Origin of the sequence: Paenirhizobium daejeonense (assembly GCF_014280875.1) — a bacterium.
GTDB classification, from domain to species: domain Bacteria; phylum Pseudomonadota; class Alphaproteobacteria; order Rhizobiales; family Rhizobiaceae; genus Allorhizobium; species Allorhizobium daejeonense.
On the sequence record NZ_JACLAL010000009.1, the window covers coordinates 69,945 to 87,894 of the forward strand.

At 58.0% G+C, this 17,950-nt stretch carries 13 protein-coding genes; 5 read left to right on the forward strand and 8 right to left on the reverse strand.

The annotated features are described in order from the left end of the window. Nucleotides 1-77 precede the first annotated feature (77 nt). From H4I99_RS20165 to H4I99_RS20175, 3 genes are all read left to right on the forward strand, one after another. Nucleotides 78-1,124, forward strand: coding sequence for an NAD-dependent epimerase/dehydratase family protein (locus tag H4I99_RS20165; protein ID WP_163898720.1), 1,047 nt, complete (start codon nucleotides 78-80; stop codon nucleotides 1,122-1,124). A 107-nt stretch (nucleotides 1,125-1,231) separates the two neighbouring features. Then, entirely contained in the window at nucleotides 1,232-3,955 is a 2,724-nt protein-coding gene (locus H4I99_RS20170) for an ABC transporter transmembrane domain-containing protein (RefSeq protein WP_163898723.1), read from the forward strand. Between the two features lie 42 nt (nucleotides 3,956-3,997). Further along, nucleotides 3,998-4,459: a cyclic nucleotide-binding domain-containing protein gene (locus tag H4I99_RS20175; RefSeq protein ID WP_163898726.1), complete on the forward strand. Its 462-nt coding sequence runs from the start codon at nucleotides 3,998-4,000 to the stop codon at nucleotides 4,457-4,459. Nucleotides 4,460-4,542: 83 nt separating this feature from the next. Here H4I99_RS20175 and H4I99_RS20180 read toward each other — a convergent pair whose 3' ends face one another. Beyond that, entirely contained in the window at nucleotides 4,543-4,773 is a 231-nt protein-coding gene (locus tag H4I99_RS20180; protein ID WP_163898728.1) for a hypothetical protein, read from the reverse strand. A 628-nt stretch (nucleotides 4,774-5,401) separates the two neighbouring features. Between H4I99_RS20180 and H4I99_RS20185 the strand changes: the two genes are divergently transcribed. Both H4I99_RS20185 and H4I99_RS20190 read left to right on the forward strand, forming a co-directional pair. Then, on the forward strand, nucleotides 5,402-7,105 hold the full coding sequence (locus H4I99_RS20185) for an adenylate/guanylate cyclase domain-containing protein (protein WP_163898730.1): 1,704 nt from the start codon (nucleotides 5,402-5,404) through the stop codon (nucleotides 7,103-7,105). Between the two features lie 139 nt (nucleotides 7,106-7,244). Beyond that, nucleotides 7,245-8,213: a polysaccharide lyase family 20 protein gene (locus tag H4I99_RS20190; RefSeq protein WP_425314396.1), complete on the forward strand. Its 969-nt coding sequence runs from the start codon at nucleotides 7,245-7,247 to the stop codon at nucleotides 8,211-8,213. Nucleotides 8,214-8,225: 12 nt separating this feature from the next. On the opposite strand, the gene H4I99_RS20195 is transcribed toward H4I99_RS20190, so the two are convergent. The 7 genes from H4I99_RS20195 to H4I99_RS20225 all read right to left on the reverse strand — a co-directional run bounded on the left by H4I99_RS20195 (nucleotide 8,226) and on the right by H4I99_RS20225 (nucleotide 17,865). After that, nucleotides 8,226-9,389, reverse strand: a complete 1,164-nt coding sequence (locus H4I99_RS20195; protein WP_163898732.1) for a glycosyltransferase family protein — start codon at nucleotides 9,387-9,389, stop codon at nucleotides 8,226-8,228. Further along, nucleotides 9,386-10,636 (reverse strand): glycosyltransferase family 4 protein, encoded by a 1,251-nt coding sequence (locus tag H4I99_RS20200; protein ID WP_163898735.1) that lies wholly within the window; start codon nucleotides 10,634-10,636, stop codon nucleotides 9,386-9,388. Before H4I99_RS20200 ends, H4I99_RS20195 begins: the two co-directional genes overlap by 4 nt. A 3-nt stretch (nucleotides 10,637-10,639) precedes the next feature. Further along, a complete protein-coding gene (locus H4I99_RS20205) occupies nucleotides 10,640-11,839 on the reverse strand; it encodes a glycosyltransferase family protein (protein ID WP_163898737.1) in 1,200 nt (399 codons plus the stop codon). A 69-nt stretch (nucleotides 11,840-11,908) separates the two neighbouring features. Further along, complete coding sequence (locus H4I99_RS20210; protein WP_186663376.1) at nucleotides 11,909-13,075, reverse strand: ABC transporter permease; 1,167 nt, start codon at nucleotides 13,073-13,075, stop codon at nucleotides 11,909-11,911. Then, nucleotides 13,072-14,070 (reverse strand): ABC transporter permease, encoded by a 999-nt coding sequence (locus H4I99_RS20215; RefSeq protein ID WP_163898739.1) that lies wholly within the window; start codon nucleotides 14,068-14,070, stop codon nucleotides 13,072-13,074. Before H4I99_RS20215 ends, H4I99_RS20210 begins: the two co-directional genes overlap by 4 nt. 1 nt (nucleotide 14,071) lies before the next feature. Then, on the reverse strand, nucleotides 14,072-15,979 hold the full coding sequence (locus H4I99_RS20220) for an ABC transporter substrate-binding protein (RefSeq protein ID WP_163898741.1): 1,908 nt from the start codon (nucleotides 15,977-15,979) through the stop codon (nucleotides 14,072-14,074). Then, nucleotides 15,976-17,865 carry an ABC transporter ATP-binding protein gene (locus H4I99_RS20225; RefSeq protein ID WP_163898743.1) on the reverse strand — a complete coding sequence of 630 codons (1,890 nt, stop codon included), beginning with the start codon at nucleotides 17,863-17,865 and terminating at the stop codon, nucleotides 15,976-15,978. Before H4I99_RS20225 ends, H4I99_RS20220 begins: the two co-directional genes overlap by 4 nt. Nucleotides 17,866-17,950: the final 85 nt, after the last annotated feature.

The window sequence follows — 17,950 nt, forward strand, 5'->3', positions numbered from 1 at the left end:
CGCGACATGGTGACGGCCTCGCGCCGCGCCCTGACCACTTTGGGCATCAAAGTAGCGACGCGGAACGAAGGCAGACCATGCGTTATCTGATTACCGGGACGGCGGGCTTCATTGGCTTCCATCTGGCCCGAAGGCTTCTCGAAGCTGGCCACCGCGTCACAGGCTTCGACGGCATGACGCCCTATTACGACGTGTCATTGAAGCGCAAGCGCCACGCTCTCTTGGAAACCTACCAAAACTTCGATCCCGTCTTAGGAGCACTGGAGGACAGTGCCGCTCTGGAGCGCGCCGCCGCAGTAGAACACCCAGACGTCATCATCCATCTCGCGGCACAGGCGGGCGTACGCTACAGCCTCGAAAATCCGCAGGCCTATGTCACCTCCAACCTCACGGGTTCATGGACGGTGCTGGAACTCGCCAAGCGCGTCCAGCCACAGCATCTCCTGCTGGCATCGAGCTCCTCGATCTACGGCGCAAACGAAAAAGTCCCGTTTGCCGAAACCGATCACGCCGACGAACCTCTTACGCTCTATGCTGCCACCAAGAAGGCGATGGAGGCCATGGGCCATTCGTACGCCCACCTCTACAAGATTCCGACGACGGCCTTCCGGTTTTTCACCGTCTACGGTCCCTGGGGCCGTCCAGACATGGCGCTTTTCAAGTTCACCGATGCCATCCTGCATGGGCGCCCGCTTGAGATCTATGGCGAAGGCAGAATGAGCCGCGACTTCACCTATATCGATGACCTCGTAGAATCGATCGTTCGGCTGATCAATATCGTTCCCGCCGAGGAAAACCGCGTGACGGTGCCCGGCGTGAAGGATACTTTGTCGAGGCACGCGCCGTTCCGTATCGTCAATATCGGAGGTGGCCAACCCATTGAGCTAATCCGTTTCGTCGAGACTGTGGAGGATGCCGTCGGAGAGCCGGCCATCCGCCATATGCTGCCGATGCAGAAAGGTGACGTGCCCCGTACGTTCGCCCTTCCCGACCTTCTTCATGCACTCACCGGCTACATGCCAGACACTCCCGTCGACAAAGGCGTCCTTGAGTTCGTCAAGTGGTACAGGGAATGGAAGCGCGAGACAACCGAGGTCGAACACACCCCCGAAACGGTCTCCTGAAAACTGCCGGACGAAGTTCGGGCACTTGGCTTGCGGGGGCTTTTGACAATACATAAGTACGGGATTAAAAATCCCGATTTGCGCTCGTTTAGGCCCGCCTCGCCCCTATGGAAAAAAGTCTTTCCCGATACATCTGGAAGCACACTTGGCGTCAGCAAGTCGTTATTCTTCTGATCGTCGCGCTGTCGATGATCCCCTATTTCATTTCGCTGGACCTGCCTAAGCAGATCATCAACGGTCCTATTCAGGGCGAAGGTTTTTCGACACCGGATGCAATCCAGCCCTTCTTCGAACTTGGCTTCGACATGCCGTTCGTGGGCTATGTGCAACTTTACGCCGGCTATCCGCTCGACCGCCTGTCCATGCTGATGGCACTCAGCATCGAGTTCCTCGTACTCGTCGTCATAAATAACGCCTTCAAATACGTCATTAACACTTACAAGGGCCGCCTCGGGGAACGCCTCCTACGCCGTATCCGCTTTCAGCTCATCGATCGCCTTCTTCGCTTCCCGCCGATCTATTTCAAACGCACCAAGAGTGCGGAAGTCGCCAGCATGATCAAGGACGAGGTGGAACCGCTCGGCGGTTTCGCCGGAGATGCCTTCGTTCAACCGGCGCTGCTTGGCGGCCAGGCGATCGCTGCTCTCACCTTCATTCTCGCGCAGAATCTGTGGCTTGGGCTCATCGCTGCTTTCATGGCGCTCCTGCAGATCGGGATCATTCCGCGCATGCGGCGGCGACTGATCCGTCTCGGTCGCGAACGCCAGATAACCGCCCGCCGCCTTGCAGGCCGTGTCGGTGAGATGGTGGACGGCATGCCGACGATCCATGCCTACGATACCTCGAACTATGAGCGTGCCGACATGGCGCGGCGCCTCGGAGAGATCTTCGCGATCCGCTACGATCTCTACCAGTGGAAGTTCATGGTGAAATTCATCAACAACTTCCTAGCCCAAATCACGCCATTTCTTTTTTACAGTATCGGCGGTTATCTAACACTGCGCGGCCACCTCGACGTCGGCCAGCTCGTCGCGGTCATCAACGCCTATAAGGAACTCCCCGGCCCGCTGAAGGACCTGATCGACTGGGATCAGGCAAGGCAGGACGTTCAGGTCAAATTCGAGCAGGTGGTAGAGCAGTTTCAGTCCGATTCGATCCTTGAGCCGGAGATCCAGCAGATCTTTACTGGGGTTCCGTCGCCCCTTCCCGGACCGCTCGCAGCGGTCAATCTGGCTATCGATGACGACAGCGGCGGTCGCGTGGTCGACCACGTTTCCCTGCATATTGAGTCCGGCCAGAGTATCGCCTTTCTCGATGCCAGCGGCAGCGCGGGGAGCATGATTGCGGACGCAATAGGGCGGGCCGTCTGGCCGGCAGCCGGCAAGGTCGCCGTAGGGGACATCGACATTCGCGAGCTGCCGGAATCCGTGACCGGACGCCGTATCAGCTATGTCTCGGCGGAAAGTTACTTCTTCCATGGAAGCCTGAAGGACAATCTGCTTTACGGGCTCAAACACGCTCCCCTGCAACCGCTGGAGCGGGAAGGCAAGGCCGCAACACGACGGCGCTGGGAGGTGAACGAAGCACGGCTTGCCGGAAACGTTGATTTCGATATCGAGGGGAAGTGGATCAGCGCCGCAGCCACACCGGAGAGCGCAGTGGACAGGGATACGCTCAACACCTGGATGCTGGGCGTACTAGACACCGTGCTGCTGACGGACGATGTGCTCGATCTCGCTTTGCGCAGCTCAATCGATCCGCAAACCAACGCCGAAATCGCCCGGTTCGCTGTCTCGGCCCGCCAGACGCTCCGCGACGAACTGGCGAGCCTCGACATGCCTGAGCTGGTGATTCCCTTTGACTTCACCACATACAATACGGAAGCGACCGTATCGGAAAACCTGTTGTTCGGCTCCCTGATCGGCGGAGAGACAGCCGCCCAACAGATCATCGCCAGCAACTATTTTCGCTCTGTTGTCAGGGATGGCGGCCTCACGACCCTACTGTTCGAAATGGGCCGCTCCATCGCGGCTACAATCGTCGAACTCTTCGGAGACATGCAGCAGAACAACCCCTTGCTGCCGGAACTTCCCTTCATGGAAGGCCGTGAACTGCCAGATTATGCCCGCATTCTGAAAGAGATCGAAGGCCGCGGCCCCGAAGAGGCAACAGAAGAACAACGCCGTGCGATATTCCTGACGGCATTCTCCTACGTCGAGAGCCGTTACCGCTTCGGCCTCATGACCGAAGAAATCATGCGCAAGATTGTCGATGCGCGCCAGCAGTTCCACGCCAATCTACCGAAGGAACTGAGCGGCCTCATTGCGCGTTATGAAGCGGATGGATTCCAGTCATCGGCATCGTTGATGGAGAATATCCTGTTCGGAAAGATCAGCCGCGGCCACGCGGATGCACAAAACCGGATAGCTTCCCTCATCGGCCAAGTGGCTGAAAAAGAAGGAATATATTCAGAAATACTCGCAATTGGCCTCGATTATGATCTTGGGCCCGGCGGCAAGCGATTGACATTGTTGCAACGACAGAAGCTCAATGTCGCCCGCGCGCTGATCCGACAGACGGAATACTGCGTTCTCAATCAGCCTCTACCAGGGCTTAACCCGCGACTGCAGGCACAGTTGGTGAATAATGTGATCTCCTTCTTGCGTGAAAAGTCTGAAAAGTGCACTATTATATGGGTTCTATCAAATCCGCGGCTTTGCAAGCTTTTCGAACGGATAGTGGTATTCGATAAAGGTGGCCTCGTCGCTGATGGAACTTACGAGACTCTTGTGGAAGAAAACGGTATGGTGAAAGAACTGGTGACGAGGTAGCTTCAGTAGAAACCCGCCCCAGGTTCAGTTTGGAGGTATGCGATGGTCCTTATGGATGAGGTTCAATGCTTGCGCGCCTTGCCGTTTTTCGCGTCTGCGGATCCGGCTAAACTGAAGCTTTTGGCTTTCACTTCCGACCGCATGAAATTTGCCCCCGGTCAGGAACTGTTCCACGAAGGTGATCCAGGCGATTCCGCTTTCGTTATACTCGGCGGCACTGCTGAGGTCGCTGTCGATACCCCAACCGGTGAAATCAAGGTCGCCGAAGCGGGAAAGAACTCCATCGTCGGCGAGATCGCCATTCTTTGTGACGGCTATCGCACCGCAACCGTGAGGGCGATAACACCGATGGATACCTTGCGTATCAACAAGGAAACATTCCGCAAGATGATGGCGGATTGTCCGTCGATGATGTTCGGCGTCATGCGCGTGCTGGCTACCCGTCTTCAGACGACCACCTCCGAACTGGCTGCCCAGAAAAGCCATGAAGAAGAATATGCTTGAGCGATTGGGACAGGCCCGTCGACTAACCAAGCATATTTGAGGCTTTTGACCGGTGGATATCGGAACGGGGAGAGGTATATGTATCAGGCACTCTCTTCTCCCGATATGGTGGTAATGTCACCTGCATCGAATTCCGCTGAGGTGAGATAACCCTGATTTTTGACTGCGGGACAGGCATAATGCGGCTCAGGACCGAGCGCATTGCCAAACTCAATGTGTTTTTCAGCCACTGCCACTATGAGTACATCATAGGCTTTCCATTCTTCGGTCCATTTCACTGTCCAGGTGTACAGGCCGCCATCTGGTGGGGTCATCTTGAGGGAACGATGACTATGCAACAAATCGTCGAAGGACTCCTACGTCCCCCGTATTTCCCTGTCGGCCTTGAGATTATGAAGGCATGCCCGACATTCAGGGATTTCCTACCGAGACATCATCGCCCCTTCTCAGGCCTTCTCAGGCATCACGATAGGAACGGCCGGGCTTAACCATCCTGGTGGGCCGTTGTCTGACGCATCGAATGGCAGGGTAAGGTATTCGCTTTGATAACCGATACGGAACATGTCCCTGGAGAGCCGGATTCGAGTGCCCTGCACTCATCGACCACGCCAACCTTTTTCTCTACGACAGCACATTCAGCGACGAGGAAATGAAGCATGTAAGGGGTATCGGACATTCCTCCTGGCAGCAGTCCATCAGACTCGCCCAAGCGGCGAATGACGCCTGCGTCGGCTTCATCCACCATGCCTTTACCGAAACGGATAACGGTATCGGCGATATCCCGGCACAGGCGCGACAACTATTTCCATCAGTGTACGTCTTCGGCGACAGCCAGAGCATGCAAATTTAACCCGGACGGGGGAGGATGCCAAAGCCTCTTTTTAGCCGCTTTCATCCCCCAGACGCACCGTGCCGCGCTCCATTTCCACAAGGTCGCCTTTCATGTTGCAGCCAGCTCGTCCGTTCCTGCCAGACAAGGCTGCACATCAACTCGGTATCGCATCGGGTATCGTTCTCTTCGCGTTCATATCGACCCATCTTCTCAATCACAGCCTGACGCTCATATCGATTGATTTCGCCGATGAGGCTCTGAAGACCTTCAAGCTTATCTGGCGCAATCCGCTGGGAACGCTCCTGCTCTATGGATCTTTCCTCGTTCATTACCTGCTCGCGCTACGCACGCTTTACCTGCGCCGCCATATGCGCTTGCCGGCACGCATGCTGATTCAGGTCCTCTTTGGTCTCTCCATTCCCGTCCTGATTGCCCAACATGCGGTCTCCGCCCGCGTTCCCGCCCTTTTCGGCGGGTTTGATAGCACCTATTGGGGAGTCATCAGGGGCATGTGGACAGGTAACGGGCTGTTTGGCCTGAAGATGGTTCTAGCCGTGATCGTCGTGTGGGTGCATGGCTGCATCGGCCTCTACGCCGCCATACGCTTCAGGGACTGGTTTCCGCGCATGGCGCCATGGCTGTTCGCACTGGCGATCCTGCTGCCGACACTCGCCCTCGTCGGTGTGCTGGTTAATGGGCGTCAGATGGAAGCGGCAGCAAAGGCCGGAGGACAGGTCCTCACAACAGCTCCCGACGGCAACGTAGTCCGTCAGTATGCGAACCGCCCACCATTGGATCTGGCCGCGATAGAGCGCCGCGTCTACCTCTTCTTTGGCCTTGGTCTGGGACTTGTCGTCGTATTGCGCGCTGCACGTTCCATGAGGCGCAACGCGCCGGAGATCCGCATTATCTATGCCCATGGTCCCCAGATCCGGGTCCCTCGGGGTACCTCGATCCTTGAGGCGAGCCGGATCGGCCGCGTCGATCATTATTCGGTATGCGGCGGCAAGGGACGCTGCTCCACCTGCCGCGTGCGCATCATCGACAGCGATGGGCCGCTGCCACCTCCGAGTGCCATGGAGCAAGCAACCCTGTCACGTATCAGGGCAGCACCAGATACGAGGCTGAGTTGCCAAACCCGACCGGATTATGATGTCACAGTTGCCCTGTTACTGGAGCCGCCGGTGGGTGGCGATCTTTATTCCGGCAGGCAGATCAAGCAGGCCGGTCGTGAGAAGGAAATCGTCGTCCTCTTCTGCGATATTCGCAATTTCACGACGATATCCGAAAGCCGGCTGCCCTATGACATCGTCTTCCTGCTCAACCGCTATTTTTCCGTCGTCGGTCGGGCGGTGGAGGAAGCCAAGGGACAGGTGGATAAATTCATCGGCGATGGGGTGATGGCTCTCTTCGGCATCGATGCGACCGAACCCAGTGAGGCCTGCCGGCAAGCTCTGAGAGCAGCCGCCACGATCGTGGCGGAAACCGAAAAGCTCAATCAGGAAATGATGCAGGAATTCGGTGTCGATCTCAGGATCGCCATCGGCATCCATTTTGGACCTGCGATCGTCGGGATGATCGGTTATGGGAAAGTGGCAGGACTTACCGCGATCGGCGACACGGTTAATGTCGGCAGCCGTCTGGAGGCGGTCGCCAAGCAATTTAATGTTGCTATCGCCGCGTCCGAGCCCATCATGTTGCTTGCCCATGTTCCTTATGACGGGCTGTCCAGCCGTTCCGTCTCACTGAAGGGGCGCAAGACGAACATGCGGGTTTATCTGCTGTCTGTGGATGATGCGAAACGCTACGCTTGAGGCAAGAACCATCCACAACGAATTCCCGGCCCGCCTTCCATTCGTATTCACTTGCGAAGATTGGCGAACGTAAAAGGAGTTGCGGAGGAAACGCCGTATATCATGCGCGGGGCAGCATACTGACAAGAGGAGGATATCTTTGAGACTCTATCGTTTTCTGGGCATCGCGTTGCTGGCTGGCGGCGTCGCAACGGCACTCCCGCTCAGCAGTAAGCCGACCACCCAGAAACTTTTCGACGGTTTCGACGGAGAGGATTTCTCCACCGAGGGTGGCCTCTATTATCGAATGAATGATGAGCAGAAGGCGGGTACCTACGTATTCCAGAACGAGGTGAAACGCGCTGGCGATGGTGCGCTGAAACTGAGTGTTCGCTCCCAGTGTGCCAAAGAAGATAACCTCTGCAGCGAACGCGCAGAGATCTGGGAGAAAACCCCACTTCGCGTCCCCTATAATGAACCCGTCTGGTTCGGTTTTGCTATGAAGCTGGCCGATCCCGTCCCCCAGAATGATCACCGTTATCTGATGGCGCAATGGAAGCGTGAGGTCGGACCGGAAGCTGAAGGCGATTTCAGCCCCTTCCTCGCGCTCCGCCTTGATCGCGGCAAGATGTTCTTCTCGGTGGAGACCAATTATGTCGAGGGCGGCCCTCGGCCGATCAACGACGTTGCGGGCCATTGCCCTGAGGGAAGCACGCCCGTCTGGTTTCGTCCCGAGACCAACCAGATGCGAGCCCTTGCCGCGTCCGGCTCCGACTGGAGCACCGAGGATGGAGCGACCTTCCCCTCCTGCACGGACAAGATTTCTGTCGTGCAACACAATCCGCTGCCCAAGGCCTCCACGGACTGGATCGATTTCGCAGTTTTCTCCCATCCTGATCCCAACGGAGACGGCCGGATTGAAATCTTCGCCAACAGCGTCTGGGTTGCAACAGTAAAGGGGCATATTGGCCATGGCGATGCCGGTCTCGGAAAGAACCAGTATTTCAAGTTCGGTCCCTACCGCGCCGGAAGCTCGGATACCTGGACTGTCTATTACGACGATTTCCGCCGTTCACCAGATTGCATAGACGTGCTGAAAGACGCAAAGGCTTGTTCCATCGTCGAGTAAACGGCCGGAGCTTCAGTCCCGAGCTTCAAGTTTCTCCGCAATCACCCGAGCGGTTCCGACGGCACCGTCAAGCGAGACCGGAAGCTCCGACGGCAAAGTGAGTGCGCGTGCAGCAGTGATTGCCTCTGCCATAACCATCCCGCTCAGACTATCCTCGGTGACCACCTTCGCCAATCCTAGCGCGGCCAACTTCTCGGCCCTCACCGACTGCTCGGTCTCACCGCCTGCAGCAAAGGGTACGAGCAGGGAACGGCAGCGGGCCTGCAGGAGATCGCAGACCGTGTTGTAGCCCGCCTGCGAAATCGACAGACCGGCCTGCGGCAGCAGGCTTGGAAAATCCGGCCGAAACCGGAAGAGTGACACCCCGCCGGAAACACGGCCAGCAATGCGATCATAATCCGCCTGCGACAAGTTGGGACCGGTGATCACACACCATTTCTCACGATCATTGAGAATATCGCGGGCATCGAGCGCGGCCTCGATCAACGCGGCACCCACGGCGCCGCCGCCAGCAGAAATCACCACACCGAAACGATCCTCGGATGGGGGCGCTTCGGCCGCAGCGACAAGGCCGGTGTAGTGGATCTTTTCCGCAAACTCACCGATCAGCGGAAAGGTCTCCTCAAGCCGCACGAAATGCGGATCGCCATGGACTAGAACGCCGTCGAAGTAACGGGCAACAAGATCGGCCGTCTCGCGATCTCGGCCGGGCTTACGGTTCTCCTGCAGGATATCCCTGACCGAACTGAACAGCAGCGGCCGAGGCTCTGCATGCTCGATAGCGGTCAGCAATGGCAGAAGCTCGAAACGCATCTGACGCCGGCCGAAGGGGAAAGCCTCTATGATGACGACATGCGGCTCGACTTTTGCAAAAGTCTCCAGAAGAAGGGCCGCGCGTCTTTGCTCGAAGTCGGCGTCAACAGGATTGCCCTCGATATCCGCGAGACTGGAGAAGCCGCTTTTGCAAGCTACAACCGCCGGAAGCTGGACATGCTCGACGCCTCTTCCCGGGAAACCGCTCACGGGTGCCCCGCCCGTTACCAGCGTCACCGAGAACCCGCTCTCGACCAGAGCCGCGGCGATCCGGCTGGCACGCGCCACATGGCCGATGCCGAGCAAATGCTGGACATAGAAGAGAACCCGCCTCTTCGAAGCGTTTGTCTGCTGCGCGCTCATATCCCTCTCCGCACCCATGCTCCCTTAAAGAGCCGGTCGAGATCATGAATGCTGTTGTGATGATCGAAGTCCTTCCGCACCCGCGCCTCTGCCGCCGCTCCAAGCGTCTCCCGCAGGTCGGGATCAGTCATCACGCGCTGCAGAGCGTCCGCGAGAGCCTCTGGGTCTTCCGACTCGACCAGCAAAGCGTTCTCGCCATCAACGAACAGTTCGGAAATGCCTGAAACGGTCGTGGAAACAGCCACAAGCCGCTGGCTTGCCGCTTCGACCAGAACGTTCGGCAGGCCATCGCGGTCACCATCTGCCGTGATCCGGCAAGCGAGCGCGAAAAGATCACTGTCGTGGTAATGGGCAAGTACGTCGCGCTGATCCATCGAGCCTTTCCAGGTGATCCGGTCGGAGATGCCGAGTTCGCCTGCAAGCGCCTTCAGGCCACCCAGTTCGTCACCGCCGCCGATATGGGTGAACTGCCAGTGAATGTTCGCCGGCAGCCGGGCAAACGCCTTGAGCAGCACGTCATAGCCCTTCTTCTTGACGGCGCGACCGACGCTCAGCACACGGACAGGATCAGCCGGATCGGAACCGTCGCGGCGTGGGCGTTGTCCATCGAAGTGCGGGAAGCGATCGAGATCCAGGCCATGATAGCTCAGGTGCATGACATCGCGCCCGCCGGCAAGCGATGACAGCTTGTCATAACCAACCTTTGTACAAGTCACGCCCCAGTCGGCACTCTGCAGCTTTTCGGCGAGATCCCAATCCTCGGAGGTCCAGATGTCTTTGGCGTGAGCTGAAATCGACCATGGGATACCGCTGATCTCACTGGCATAGCGCGCGACTGACGCTGGCGTATGAATGAAGTGCGCATGGAGCCATTTTCCACCCTGCGGCCATTCCGCCACGAGCACGGCAGCCTGACCGAAGCGGCGAAACCTGTTACGCGAGAAGTCCCGCCGAAGATCCTTCAGGAAGGAGAAGAGCGCCTTGCCAAACCCCGGCAAACGGCACGTCGTCCAAAGCGCTTTCAGGACACGAAGCGGTTCCTCGTGCAGGTATTCCGGCAGATAGCTGACGCGCGCACGGATCTCCTCGTGCACCGGGTGGCGCTTCTTATCCGTCGGACGGCGCATAGCGACGATTTCAAGCTCGAGGCCCGCACGTTCCAGGCCAAGCAATTCCTGCGCGATGAAAGTCTCCGAAAGGCGCGGATAGCCCTTCAGGAGGACGACAATCTTTCTGGTCCTGTTCATCAATTATCCCTGGGCGGCAAAACGCGGCGATCTGGCATCTTCGCTCAGGTAACCGCCAACGATCTGCGAGATGGTTTGCAACCCCTCAAGATGAAGGCCGGCAGCGCCGGCCGAGGGAGGGTCGCGTTTCAGCACATCTTTGATCGCCTGTGCAAAACGCAGGCTGTCGGAGGCTTCCTGGCTGGAAAGCATACTGACAAGGCCGAGCTCGGAGGCGCGGCGGGCGCGGATCAGTTGTTCGAGCCGCGGCTGCGTACGCGGAACGATGAGGGCCGGTTTGTCGAAAGACAGGATTTCGCAATAGGTATTATATCCACCCATGGCGACAACCGCTTTTGCACCCGCGATCCGGTCTTCCATCCGGTTGTCGAACTCGATCATCTCCAGATGCGGGTTAGTGCCCGCCTGCTCGACGAAATTCTGGCGCTGTTCGGCAGGCATATAGGGCCCAAGCACGATAACCGCCTTGTGAGTAAGCGTTGGATCAGCCTGATAGGCAGCGATCACGTCTCGCACCAGATCGGCGCCATCCCCGCCACCACCGGTCGTGACGAGCAGGTAGTCTTCAAGCGGCTGCGGTCGTTCGACCGAGGCCTTACGCTGAAGAAAACCAACGAAGTTCATCTTCTCGCGCACGCTGTCCGGCACGTCGAGGCCCGTCAGCGGATCATAGAAATCCGGCGGTCCGTAAACCCAGATGTTATCATAGAGCGAGCCGATCTTGTGCAGCACGTCGTTGCGCTTCCATTCAGCATCCAGAAAATGCGGAGCATCCATGACCTCGCGCAGACCGAGGATCAGGGTGGTGCCCTTCGCCTTCAGGAACCGCAGCGTTTCCTCCACCTCACCGCGGAGCCCCAACGGCTCCTTATCGATGATGAAGATGTCCGGCTGGAATGTCTCTGCTGTATGCAGGATAATCGACTGCCGCATCCTTATCGTCGCCTTGACGTCGATATGCTGGTCTATGGAAGTGTATTCGCCGTTGCGTAACTTGATCACACTCGGGATCTTCACGAAATCCACGCGCGCCCGATAATCGAAAGCGCCCGCGATCGTTGCGCCGGAAATGATTAGCACCTGCAGGCCGCGATAATCTTCCACCAGCGAATGGGCGATGGTGCGGCAGCGCCGCAAGTGTCCAAGACCGAACGTATCATGACTATACATGAGGATTCGTGCGTTGCGCGACGGTCCAGTCATGCAGCTATTCTCCTATAGGTCCGAAGCATCGATGCCACGGGTAGTCGTATATTTTTCATTTCGAGAGGATCAGTTGTAGGGGTCGGCGGCATCTCTAAGACCATCACCGAGGAAATTGAAGGCAAGAATGATAACAATAACCGGAACCACGGGGAAAAGAAGCCAAGGGTAAAGGGCGATCACGTTGACAGTCCGTGCTTCTGTCAGCAACACCCCCCAACTCGTGATCGGCGGACGAAGCCCGAGTCCAAGGAAGCTCAGCGTCGTTTCGCCCAGAATCATGCCGGGGATGGTCAACGTGGCGCTGGCGATCAGATGCGACATGAAGCCGGGGATGAGATGGCGCCCGATAATCCTGGAACTGCCCGCGCCCATCATCTGCGCGGCAAGGACATAATCCTCCTCACGAAGTGCAAGAAGCTTGGAGCGCACCGCACGCGCGAGCCCGGTCCAGTCCAGGAGTCCGAGAATGAAGGTAATCCCGAGATAGACAAAAAGCGGTGACCAGTCCGCCGGCATGATGGCCGCCATGGCCAGCCACAACGGTATGCTGGGGATCGAGTGCAGGACTTCCGTGACACGCTGAACCGCAAGATCGAACCAGCCGCCCCAATACCCCGCGAGACCGCCGATGACGATACCGAGCACGAAACTCGTCATCACGCCGAGGAGACCGATGGTAAGCGACACCCGTGCGCCGTAGAGAATTCGCGACAACACATCGCGACCTAGACGGTCCGTCCCGAGCAGGAACATGTCACCGCCCTCGGCTGGGCAGGCCAAATGGACATTGCCGTCGATGAAGCCCCAGAAACGATAGCCGTCACCCCGGCAGAAAAAGCGCAGCTTCTGCACTTCGTCAGTGTTTTCGCTATAAACCCGGCGCAGGGTTTCCATGTCCAGTTCCATGGTCCGGCCATAGACGAAGGGACCGACGAACGAACCGTCATGGAAGAAATGTACCTGCTGCGGCGGCGCATAAATGCGATCCACGTTCCGCGTATGCACATTGTAAGGTGCAAGGAACTCGACGACGGCAATCGTGCAATAGGCGATCAGCAACAGGACACCGGAAATCAGCGCAAGGCGGTGGCGGCGGAAGCGCCACCATGTGAGTTTCAACTGCGACGCATGACCGAAGGCAGAATCCGCATCGGCTTCCACAGCATAGGGATCGAATGGTGCTTTTGAGACATAATGTGCCGGCGCCGGCAGGCTTGCCAAATCTTCACTCATTTCGTGCGCCCTCCCTGCAGCCGGATACGCGGGTCAAGGATGGCGAGTGCGATGTCGGACACCAGCACGCCGATTACCGTCAGGATGGCCAGAAACATCAGGAAGGAACCGGCCAGATACATATCCTGATTCTGCAGGGCGCGGATCAGCATCGGGCCGGTCGTTTCCAACGACAGAACGACAGCGGTGATTTCTGCGCCGGAAATGATCGTCGGCAGGATGGAGCCGATGTCGGAAATGAAGAAGTTCAATGACATGCGCAGCGGATATTTGATGAGTAGCCGGAAGGGATGCAGCCCCTTTGCCCGCGCAGTCATCACATATTGCTTGTGCAGTTCGTCCAGCAAGTTCGCCCGCACACGCCGCACCATGCCAGCCGTTCCCGCGGTGCCGATGATGATGACCGGGATCCACAGATGCTCGAGAATGGATTTAGCCTTGGCCCAGCTCATGGGCTGCCCAAGGAAATCCTGATCCATCAGGTGACCGATCGAAATACCGAACCAGATATTGGCGAAATACATCATGATCAGCGCGAGAATGAAATTCGGCACCGCGATGCCGATCAGCCCGAGAAGGGTCAACCCGTAATCGCCCCAGCTATATTTGTGGGTGGCGGAATAGATCCCGATCGGAAAGGCGATCAGCCACGTCACCGCGATGGTGACAGTCGATACCAGAACAGTCAGCCAGACACGGTCGCCGACGACATCGGCCACAGGCATGCGATACTCGAAGGAATAGCCGAAATCGCCCTGCGCAAAACCGACGATCCAGTCGAAATACCGCAAGGGAGCGGGCTTGTCGAAACCGTAACGTGCCTTGAGATCCTCGATCTCCTGCATATCAGCCTTTTCACCCATGGCGCGCAGTTCCTCGACATAACTCTCGAAGAAGTCGCCGGGTGGCAGCTCGATGATGGTAAAGACCAGCATGGAGATCATGATCAGGGTCGGGATCATCATCGCGACACGCCAGATGATGTAGCGGATCATCTCATACGCCTCCCTCTAGCCAGAAGGTATCGGGCATATAGACCCCGAGATAGGAGGTCGGATCGAAGCCATAGAGGCCTTCGTTCGGCAGGTTGCGCAGCCGGTTCGAACGAACGATCGGCTGGGGCACGGCATTGACAATACCTATGGTGAATACCTGCTGTGTAAAGATCGACAGCATCCGGTGCCAGATTTCCACACGCTCGTCATGCGCATCGGCCTCGCGCCATTCGTGGAAGAGATCGAGAAGTGCTTGCGCTTCGGGGATATCTGGCGGACGTCCGTCGCCTCCACCCGAGAGATGATGTAGCCCCCAGAGCGGCCACTGGATCTGGTCGTCATTGGTCGGAGCCAGCTCGCGCGGTGACATGTCAGCCGTCGGCACGCCATTGTCAAGGCCCGGTGACAGCGCCAGGATCGTCTCGCCGCTGGTGATGCGTTGACGGAAAAGCTCGCGGTGCGACACATGGGTGAAGATCCGGAAGCCGATACGCCACAAGTGATCCGTCACGAGTTCCAGAACATCGGTATCGAATGTGGTTTCCGCAGTCGTTTCAATGATGAGCTTGCAGGGCCGACCGTCGGGTAGATAACGGATACCGTACTCGCCATCCCGCACGAGACCCGCCTCGTCAAGCAGGGCATTGGCCTGGTCAGGATCGAACGTGGCCCAGGCGTCACGGTATTCGGGCCGGAAAAGCGGGCTCTCCGGCAGGATGCTGTTCGCACTGGGACTGCCCAGACCAAAGAAAACCGCTTTGTTGACCTCGTCGCGATTGATCGCCAGCGAGAGCGCGCGGCGAACACGCACGTCCCGCATCGTCTGGCGCCAGATCAGGTCCGAGCAATTGAGATTGGGAATGAGAGCGGCCCGAGAACCCTGTATGCGCTTCCAAAGGCTGACTTTGATCGCACCGCGTTTTTCCGCGCTTTTCAGGAAGGTGTAGTCCGCGAAATCGATATTGGTGAGCTGCAGATCGCTTTCACCCGCAGCCGCTTTGGCCGCCACGAGATCACCGGAGCTGACATTGAGCACCACACGATCGATATAGGGCAATTGCAGCCCGTTGCCATCTACCCGGTGAAAATAGGCATTGCGTTCAAATACGAACTGGCCTGCCGGCGGAGCTGTGATGCCACGCCAGGGATCGAGTGTCGGCAGGTCCGGATTTTCCGGTCGGGCCGTCCGCGACATCTTCTGGTGCAGGGAGACCCATCCATCGACACGCTGTTGCTTGATCAGCTCGGCGATTCGCTCCGCAGTCTGGTACTTGGGATGAAACTGCTTGAGGTAAGCCGCCGGCAGCATGAGGCGAGTAGCAACCGGTGATGCCAGTTCCGCCAGGAAATCGGGGTTTGGATCCTCCCAGCTATAGCGCACCGTGAACTCGTCGAGCACTTCGAAGAGAGGTTCCTTGCCCTGCACCCTCAAAACGTTCGGAATGCCACCCTTATGGAGTTCCTTGTTATGGAACATATCTTCCCACACATACCGGAAATCCTCCGTCGTGAAGGGACTGCCATCCGACCAGCGATGGCCGGGTCGGAGGTAGAAGGTGAATACTCGCTCTCCCTCGACCTCGTAACGTTCCAGCAGATCAGGGCCGAAATTGAAATGCCGGTCGAAACCGACAAGGCGGCTGTAGCTATTGATCGGCATGTAACGGATATCACGTTGGCTGGCGATCAGCATCTTGATCGTGCCGCCATGGCGTCCCGTGACGGTGCCGTCTACACCGTCAAGGGGCACCACACGCGGAACTTTCGGCAGGCGATCGGCCAAAGGCGGCAGGGTGCCTTCGGCAACCTCGGTCTTGAGCGGATCCGGATCGACAACCTCAGTCGCCGCCGAAATCCGCGGCAACATGGTGGAACCCATCAAAGCCAGAAGCGTACGCCGGGTGATCATGACTTCAGATCCCCCGCGTCAACGCCGCGTCGTGCCAGCACCCAGTGGCCATTGCCGAGATCGACATGCGCGAGATTATCCGGATCGCCCTCATCGAGAAAATGCTTCTTCCATGACCGCCGGGCAACAAGAGAAGATTCGCCGGCAAGACCGAGATCGATGCGGCAGTCGAGATCTGGTGAGGGAACCGCAGCAATCAGCTTGCGCGTATAGGGATGAACCGGCTGGTTCATGATGATCTCGCACGGGGCGATTTCCACGATCCGGCCAGCATACATCACCGCCACGCGATCGGCCATGTAATTCACCACCGCGAGATTGTGGGAAATGAAGAGATAGGTGAGACAAAGCTCTGTCTTCAGGTCCTTCATCAGGTTCAGAACCTGTGCCTGAACCGAGACATCGAGAGCGGATACAGGTTCGTCGCAAATGATCAGACCGGGACCGAGCGCCAGCGCGCGCGCAATGCCGATTCGCTGACGCTGCCCACCTGAAAAACTGTGCGGATACCGTCCGCCGGCAGACGCCGGCAGCCCGACGGCGTGAAGGAGACGCTTTACCAACTCGATCCGACTTGCGGCATCGCCCTTGTCATGAATTTCCAAAGGTTCGCTGATAATGCCGCGCACCGTCATACGTGGGGAAAGAGACGATACCGGATCCTGGAAAACCATCTGGATCGAGGATCTCAGACGCTGGAGTTCCTCGCCCTCTGCCGAAAGAACATCGACCGGCCCGCTCGCGCCATTGTAGACGACAGCGCCGGCATCCGCCCGCAGACCGCGCATCAGGATCTTGCTGAGCGTGGTCTTGCCGCAGCCGCTTTCGCCCACCAGTCCCAGCGTTTCTCCGCGCTTTATGTCGAAGGAAACATCGGTCACCGCGCGTATAGGAGGTTCGGGTTTGGCAAAGAAGCCGGAAGAGCGCTTCGCGCGAAAAGTCTTGCTGACATTCCGTACGGAAAGAAGAACGTCGTCCGCGTCCGCGACAGACGGCGTACAACTACCCAGAAGCCCTGCGGTATCAACCTGGATCTCTCGCAACGGCTTAAGCCGTTCGTCCCGCGCCATCTCGAAGGTCGGCACCGCCGCCATCAGGCCCTTGGTATAGGGATGCTGCGTATTGAGGAAGATGTCCTCGACGCTTCCAGCCTCCATCACCTCGCCGCGATACATTACCACCACCTCGTCCGCCATGCTCGCAACGACACCGAGATCGTGGGTAATCAGCAGAACCGCCATGCCGAGCCGGACCTGCATGTCCTTCAGCAACTTGAGGATCTGGGCCTGGATCGTGACATCGAGTGCCGTCGTCGGTTCATCGGCAATGAGAAGCGACGGACGCCCAATCAGCGCCATGGCAATCATCGCACGCTGACGCATGCCTCCCGACAACTCGAAGGGATACATGTCGAAAACGTGATCCGGCTTGTCGAATCCCACGAGACCGAGCATTTCTTCCGAGCGCTCGCGCCGTTCCTTCGACGAAAGCGCAGTATGAATGCGCAGCACTTCCTCGATCTGATTACCAATCGTGTGCACGGCGGAAAAGGAGGTCATCGGCTCCTGGAAGATCATGCCGATGCGATTGCCGCGAATGTTACGGATCTGGCGACCGTCGCGCGGCAGCCCGATCAGATCCACTGGCCCGTCACCCTCGGGATCGTCAAAGACGACACGACCCGAGATCCGCGCGTTGGATGCCTCAATGCCCATGATGGCCCGACCAAGCGCAGACTTTCCCGAACCCGACTCGCCGACGAGCGCCGTCACCCGGCCGGGCCGGATGGCCATGGAAAACGACCGAACAGCCTCGATACTGCCGTTCAGCAGCGGAAAGGACACACTAAGCTTTTCCACCGAAAGCAGATCAGCGCCACCCACCATGCGATTTATAGAGCCCCCGGATACGCTACCCATCACAAGCTGACGCGGATTGATATTATTGGATTTACCGTAACCTAGGCGCCGG

What these genes read in the sequence shown, in the direction of transcription:
- H4I99_RS20170 (WP_163898723.1), top strand. Translation starts at nt 1,232, where the DNA reads ATGGAAAAAAGTCTTTCCCGATACATCTGGAAGCACACTTGGCGTCAG.
- H4I99_RS20215 (WP_163898739.1), bottom strand. Translation starts at nt 14,070, where the DNA reads ATGATCCGCTACATCATCTGGCGTGTCGCGATGATGATCCCGACCCTG.
- H4I99_RS20200 (WP_163898735.1), bottom strand. Translation starts at nt 10,636, where the DNA reads ATGAACAGGACCAGAAAGATTGTCGTCCTCCTGAAGGGCTATCCGCGC.
- H4I99_RS20195 (WP_163898732.1), bottom strand. Translation starts at nt 9,389, where the DNA reads ATGAGCGCGCAGCAGACAAACGCTTCGAAGAGGCGGGTTCTCTTCTAT.
- H4I99_RS20205 (WP_163898737.1), bottom strand. Translation starts at nt 11,839, where the DNA reads ATGACTGGACCGTCGCGCAACGCACGAATCCTCATGTATAGTCATGAT.
- H4I99_RS20180 (WP_163898728.1), bottom strand. Translation starts at nt 4,773, where the DNA reads ATGACCCCACCAGATGGCGGCCTGTACACCTGGACAGTGAAATGGACC.
- H4I99_RS20185 (WP_163898730.1), top strand. Translation starts at nt 5,402, where the DNA reads ATGTTGCAGCCAGCTCGTCCGTTCCTGCCAGACAAGGCTGCACATCAA.
- H4I99_RS20165 (WP_163898720.1), top strand. Translation starts at nt 78, where the DNA reads ATGCGTTATCTGATTACCGGGACGGCGGGCTTCATTGGCTTCCATCTG.
- H4I99_RS20225 (WP_163898743.1), bottom strand. Translation starts at nt 17,865, where the DNA reads ATGGTGGGTGGCGCTGATCTGCTTTCGGTGGAAAAGCTTAGTGTGTCC.
- H4I99_RS20210 (WP_186663376.1), bottom strand. Translation starts at nt 13,075, where the DNA reads ATGAGTGAAGATTTGGCAAGCCTGCCGGCGCCGGCACATTATGTCTCA.
- H4I99_RS20175 (WP_163898726.1), top strand. Translation starts at nt 3,998, where the DNA reads ATGGTCCTTATGGATGAGGTTCAATGCTTGCGCGCCTTGCCGTTTTTC.
- H4I99_RS20220 (WP_163898741.1), bottom strand. Translation starts at nt 15,979, where the DNA reads ATGATCACCCGGCGTACGCTTCTGGCTTTGATGGGTTCCACCATGTTG.